This window comes from Clostridium sp. UBA5988, assembly GCF_002435615.1.
Classification (GTDB): domain Bacteria; phylum Bacillota; class Clostridia; order Clostridiales; family Clostridiaceae; genus Clostridium_J; species Clostridium_J sulfidigenes.
Window position 1 is genome coordinate 59,854 of record NZ_DJBA01000036.1, and the last position, 6,490, is coordinate 66,343.

Here is a 6,490-nt window from a genome sequence, read left to right on the forward strand (position 1 = left end):
GAACTCCTCCTTAACTCTCTTTTTCATTATCACCCTCATTAGTAGTTTGATTTTTAAGTTGAAAGTAGAATTTTTGGTTATTTGAATAAACTATTGCAATGAGCACATCTTTATAGTTTTTAATATTATTTTTAGCTAGTTTTTCTTCTAACCAATAATTATCTTTTTTAATAGACTTAAGATTGGCCTTGTTTATAACACCATCTAATATTACGGGAATGGGAAGAGGCTCATCTTCTACTTTTATATTAAAATCTTCCCTTGTAGGTGGTTCATAGTCTTTGTAAGGAACAATAGATAGAGAACCATCAGTTTCTAAAATTGCATAATGTATTTCTTGTAAATTAAAATAACCATTTTGTCTAAGCTCACCTAAAAGGTCATCAAGATTATATCTAACTTGCTTTAATTCCTTCACATTTACTAGTCCGTCTTTTATAAGTATACTAGGTTGACCGTTTAGAATAGAGCGAATGTGTTCACTTTTAAGTTCTAAAAAGGAAGTCATTACTTGAAGAAAAACTAAAGTAGTTATAGGAACTATAGCATATATTAGCGGAATTCGGTTATCGCCCATAGGGAGAGTTGCAAGTTCAGAAATCATTAGTGCAACTACAAAATCTACAGGTTCTAACTGTCCAAGCTGTCTTTTACCCATAACTCGCATAATGAAAATTAAATAAACATATAGTATAACTGTTCTAATTATAAGTATAAACATAAATATCACCTATATTTCTAATATAATGCTAAATATAGTATGCACAGAATATAATAAATTATTTGTGATTTGCTAGTTTCATATTTACAATTATGTAATATAATAAGTAATACAAATATATAATATAATTTAAGTTTAAATTTTATTAGGATTATGATTTTATTAGTTAATTAAGAGATTAGGAAATAATATATTATAACTAAATAATTATAATAGAGGTGAGAGTATGGATAAAATTAAGATAAGAATAGAAGAAAGAATCATAGAAGTTCATAGAGGAATAACGTGTTATAATTTGATAAAAAGATATGGACATGACAATAAAGTACCTATAGTTTTGGTTAAAGTGGACGGTAAACTTAGGGAGTTATCAACTGTTCTTGAGAAGGATTGTCATATAGAATTTGTTGATATTACAGATAAACAAGGAATGCTGTGCTATATAAGAAGTTTGCAATTTGTTTTAATAAAAGCTACCAAGGATTTATTTCCAGATAGTAAAATAACAATAGAACATTCTTTAAGCAAAGGATTATTTGGTGAAATATATAAAGACATACATCTAAGCATAGATGATGTATATGCCATAAAAAATAGAATGCTTGAGATAGTAGATGCTAACATGGAAATTGAAAAGAAAAATTATAGTAAGGAAGATGCTATAGATTTATTTAGAGAAGCTGGCATGGATGATAAGGTTAGTGTTTTTAAAAATGTAAATGAGAGCAGCATAATAATTTATAAGTTGGGTGAAGAAATTGGTTATTTTTATGGACCAATGATACCTAATACAGATATACTAAAATGTTTTGATTTAATTTACTATGATCCAGGGTTTATTCTAAGATTTCCAACTCAAGAAGAGCCAACCAAAATTCCACGATTTGAAAAACATAGGAAGTTAGCAAAGATATTCTATGAAGCCGAGAAATGGGGAGATATACTAGATATAGCCCATGTAGGTGCTTTAAATGATGAGATAGAACATGGTGATATTGTGACTTTAGTACGAGTTGCAGAAGCTTTGCACGAAAAGAAAATAGCTAATATTGCTGATAAAATAAAGAAAAATCGTGATATAAAGTTAATATTAATAGCTGGACCATCATCTTCAGGAAAGACTACATTTTGTAAGAGGTTGGGAATTCAAATGAGAGTTAATGGATTAATTCCAGTACCAATATCATTAGATGACTATTTTATAGATAGAGAGCTTACTCCAAAGGATGAATTTGGAGAATATGATTTTGAAAGTATAACTGCATTGGATTTAGAGTTATTTAATGAACAACTAAAGATGCTTTTAAATGGAGAAGAAGTTGAGCTTCCAACCTTTAATTTTATAACAGGTAAAAGAGAGTGGTTAGGAAATAAAGTGAAGCTTCCAGATAGGGGAGTAATAGTAATTGAGGGAATACATGGCTTAAATGAAGTCCTAACAGCTTCAATTCCTCATAATCATAAATTTAAAGTATATATTAGTCCTTTAACTCAAATAAATATGGATGCTCACAATAGAATAGCAACAACGGATGTAAGGATGATTAGAAGAATAGTTAGAGATTATTTGTCAAGAGGATATGATGTAGAATATACGCTGAAAATGTGGTGTTCTATAAGACGAGGAGAAGATAAAAATATATTTCCGTATCAAGAAGATGCAGATGTAATGTTTAATTCAGCACTTATATATGAGTTAGCAGTTTTAAAGAAATATGCATTAGAAGAGCTGTATAAAGTGAAACCAGAAAGTTCAGTCTACAACGAAGCAAGAAGACTTATAGAATTTTTACACTTTTTTAAAGAGGTAGATAAGGATGTTGTTCCAACAAATTCTTTAATTAGAGAATTTATAGGGGGAAGTTGTTTTTATCAATATTAATTTTAAAATGAATATCAATTAAATAGAGCTAGGTAATAATGGGATACAATAAACATTATTACTGAGCTCTATTTATGTCGAAAAAATATATATATATTGTCAATAAGTTTTATGGTATAAATATTATAGATATATTTTTACATAATTCTTATTTAAAAGTTACATATTTTTAATCTTTAACTAATGGTATTATATAAAATGGATATACTAAGTAATAACTATTAATTCAGGAGTCAATGAAATATTAAATTTTAGTATATTCTATAGTGGTATTTTATAGGAGGAAATTATGAAAAGTTATAGCGTGTTTGACATTCTTGGTCCTATAATGATTGGACCTTCAAGCTCACATACAGCAGGAGCTGCAAGACTTGCAAAATTAGCTGCAAAGATTGCAGAAGATGATGTTAGGGAAGTTAAATTTTTACTTCATGGCTCCTTTGGAAAAACTTATAAAGGACATGGTACAGATAGGGCACTAGTAGCAGGAATCCTAGGAATGGATCCCTGGGATTATAGATTAAAAGAATCTTTTACTATTGCAGAAGAAAGAGGGGTAAAATTTACCTTTGAAGAAACAGATTTAGGTGATGTACATCCCAATACAGTTAAATTTGTAATGAAGGATTCTAAAGGTATAGAAACCACTGTTACAGGTTCATCCATAGGAGGAGGAAATATTGTTATATTCGAATTAGATGGACAAAGCATCCATTTTACAGGAGAATATCCAACTATTATAATTACTCATCTCGATGTGCCAGGAATGATATATAATGTTAGCAATCTTTTATTTAATGAAAATATAAATATAGCTTCAATGAATGTATATAGAAAAGCTAAGGGATTAGAAGCTTCAACGGTGGTTGAAACTGATGGAATAGTAAATCATCATGTGGTAGATAAAATAAGAAAGATAGAAAATGTGAAAAATGTAGAGGAAATATTACCACCAATGAAAGGAGAGTAGCTTTAATGTTTTTATCAAAGGCAACAGAAATAATTGAATTATGTGACAAAGAGAACATAACCATTGCAGAATATACTATAAGAGAGGAACTGGAATCATCAGAAACCTCTAGGGAAAAATTAATAGAAATGATGAGAGAAAATCTAAAAGTTATGAAGTCTGCAACTCAAGAAGCTATGGATAAAGAGATTATATCTATAAGCGGTCTTATAGGTGGTGATGCAACTAAGCTTAGAAAGTACTTCCAAGAAAAAGAAACCTTATGTGGTGATTTTATAGTTAAAGCTATGGCAAGAGCATTATCTTGTTCTGAGGTTAATGCAGCCATGGGAAGGATAGTAGCAGCACCTACTGCAGGGAGCTGTGGTATTATACCTGCAGTTATTATTACAGCAGGGGAGAAATTAAATAAAACTGATGATGAAATGATAACTGCTTTATTTACAGCTTCGGGGGTTGGAATTTTAATTGCTAAAAATGCAACTCTAGCAGGTGCTGAAGGTGGATGTCAAGCAGAATGTGGTAGTGCAGCTGCTATGGCTGCAGCTGCCATTGTAGAAATGATGGGAGGGACTCCTAAAATGGCCTTTGATGCAGGGGCTATGGTAATAAAAAATGTGGAAGGCTTAGTTTGTGATCCAATAGCGGGATTAGTTGAGATACCATGCGCTAAAAGAAATGTAGCAGGAGCGGTAAGTGCCCTTACCATGGCAGACGTGGCAATGGCAGGGGTTGAGAGTAAGATTCCTTTTGATGATACAGTCATATCTATGTACAAAATAGGAAGAGCCTTGCCTAGTGAATTAAGAGAAACTGCCTTAGGTGGGCTTGCAGTAACTCCATGTGGTCAAAAGTTAAAAGAAAAAGTATTTTCTAATAAATAAAAAATTTAATAAAGTATTTCATTACAGTTACACCTTTAGCAAAAATATAGGTGTAACTGTTTCTTTATGAAATGAATAGAGTAAATATATATCTATGTTATATTGTGGAGGAAAATATGAAAGACTTTAAGAAAAAAGATTTTATTGGAAAAGAAGAAGTAGTAACATTAACCATAGTATTAATCTCTATTGTACTGCTTTTTATAAATATAGATTCTAACATAATTAATGTTATAATGTATTCATTAGTAATGATCCCTTTAGCCATTTTATTAGGAAGAGGAACTTCAAAAATATCAGATTATATAGGTGAAAAAAGAGGCGGCCTGATTTCAGCTACAGCAGGTAATGTGCCAGAACTTATGATGGGACTTTGGTCTATAAAGTATGGTATGATTTCCATGGCAAAGGCAGGTCTCTTAGGGGCTGTTATTACAAATATGCTACTTGGCTTAGGAATTGCAGTGTTTTGTGGTGGTATAAAATATAGGGAACAAAAATTTAATAAGATAATTGCACGTACAAATTTAAATATGCTATTTTTAGTTATGTTTACTATAATAATTGTATCCGCCTTAAATAGATACTCTATTGTTGATAATGGTAGTTTTCAAAAAATAAGTTTAATCATAGGTGTTGTATTGATATGCGTATATATTTTAGGGCTAATATTTTCCTTATATACTCATAGTAATTTATTTATATTAGATGAAAAAAAAATGTTCCCTAAGAATGGGGATAAGAATGACACTAGAAAAGTATTTGGGTTAATTATAATTGTAACTATACTTTTATATTTTATAAGTGAACGGTTAGTTAGTGGTGTAAATGCCATTGTTGAAGAATATAAAATTTCACAAGAATTTTTAGGGATAATATTGATTCCACTTTTAGGCTCCTTTGGTGAAAATGCATCAAGCATAGTATGTGCTTTAGAAAATAAAATAGATGCTAGTCTAGAAACTGCCATAGGTTCTAGTATACAAATTACTATGTTTGTGATTCCTATATTAGTTATTTGCTCTTCCTTTATGGGGTTCCAAATAAACCTACTGTTTTCAACTTTTCAAATAGTAACCATGTCTATAGCTATGGGAATGTCTTATTTTGTGTTTCAAGATGGTAAGACCTATTGGTTTGAAGGGGCGTTACTTATAGCAGTATATTTAGTGGTTACTCTTTCATACTATTATGTGGTTTAGAATATATTCATGAGTAATATTAAAAGCGACTATTTTTAATAGTCGCTTTTAATATTACTATTTTATTTTTTCTTAATTTGAAAATGACTAACCATAAGGTATGAAAGCAATGTCATAAATACCATTGGAATTATTGATGGTATGGGTCTTACCGTAGAAAAAATCTCAAGTACAGCTAGTAAACTACCAGCTATAGTTATAGGTATGCCAGTAAAAACATTATTAAAATCTGTACAATTATATCTAGCTAAACGAAAAGCTCCTGCCACAGGGAATAATACTAATAAAATTTTACCTAAAAGTCCAAAATTACTAAATCCATATAGGGAAAAGGCTAAAATTGATGGAGCTACGCCAAAGGAAACTAAGTCCGCTAGAGAATCAAGTTCTTTTCCCAGTTCACTATGAGTGTTTAAAAAACGTGCTACAGTACCATCGTATCTATCAAGGATTCCTCCTAATAAGATTAAAATTCCAGCTGTAGTAAAATCATTATTTATAGTAAATTGTATTGATAAAACTCCACAAATTAAGTTACCCAAAGTCATAGAATTTGGGATAATAGATTTATTCACACTATCACCTCTATTTTATTATATACATTTTGGTTACCATTGTAAAATATATATGCAGTGAAAGTAAAAATTAATTGTTAAATATAAAAAAGTATGAATAAATTTTAAAATTTGAAAAAAGGTTTTTAAAATGGTAATATGATATAGATTAAGGTAAATAAAGTATTATATATAATTATAAATAATATTCATGGGCATAATTAAGTTATATTGTTTATAAATGATATAGGAGGAAAGGTTGAAACTAGGCTTGAAT

6 protein-coding genes are annotated in these 6,490 nt (G+C 29.8%); 4 read left to right on the forward strand and 2 right to left on the reverse strand.

From position 1 onward, the window contains the following. Window positions 1-10: 10 nt before the first annotated feature. Window positions 11-721 carry a YetF domain-containing protein gene (locus tag B3J31_RS10290; protein WP_150844053.1) on the reverse strand — a complete coding sequence of 237 codons (711 nt, stop codon included), beginning with the start codon at window positions 719-721 and terminating at the stop codon, window positions 11-13. A gap of 226 nt (window positions 722-947) precedes the next feature. On the opposite strand from B3J31_RS10290, the gene B3J31_RS10295 reads away from it, so the two are divergent. The 4 genes from B3J31_RS10295 (at window position 948) to cax (ending at window position 5,659) form a co-directional block, all read left to right on the forward strand. After that, complete coding sequence (locus B3J31_RS10295) at window positions 948-2,603, forward strand: nucleoside kinase (RefSeq protein WP_150844054.1); 1,656 nt, start codon at window positions 948-950, stop codon at window positions 2,601-2,603. A 289-nt stretch (window positions 2,604-2,892) separates the two neighbouring features. After that, window positions 2,893-3,573, forward strand: a complete 681-nt coding sequence (gene sdaAB / locus B3J31_RS10300; protein ID WP_035132436.1) for an L-serine ammonia-lyase, iron-sulfur-dependent subunit beta — start codon at window positions 2,893-2,895, stop codon at window positions 3,571-3,573. A gap of 5 nt (window positions 3,574-3,578) precedes the next feature. Further along, window positions 3,579-4,457: an L-serine ammonia-lyase, iron-sulfur-dependent, subunit alpha gene (gene sdaAA, locus B3J31_RS10305; protein WP_346867678.1), complete on the forward strand. Its 879-nt coding sequence runs from the start codon at window positions 3,579-3,581 to the stop codon at window positions 4,455-4,457. A gap of 116 nt (window positions 4,458-4,573) precedes the next feature. Then, window positions 4,574-5,659 (forward strand): calcium/proton exchanger, encoded by a 1,086-nt coding sequence (cax, locus tag B3J31_RS10310; protein ID WP_346867677.1) that lies wholly within the window; start codon window positions 4,574-4,576, stop codon window positions 5,657-5,659. A 62-nt stretch (window positions 5,660-5,721) separates the two neighbouring features. On the opposite strand, the gene pssA is transcribed toward cax, so the two are convergent. After that, a complete protein-coding gene (pssA, locus tag B3J31_RS10315) occupies window positions 5,722-6,234 on the reverse strand; it encodes a CDP-diacylglycerol--serine O-phosphatidyltransferase (RefSeq protein WP_035132430.1) in 513 nt (170 codons plus the stop codon). Window positions 6,235-6,490: the final 256 nt, after the last annotated feature.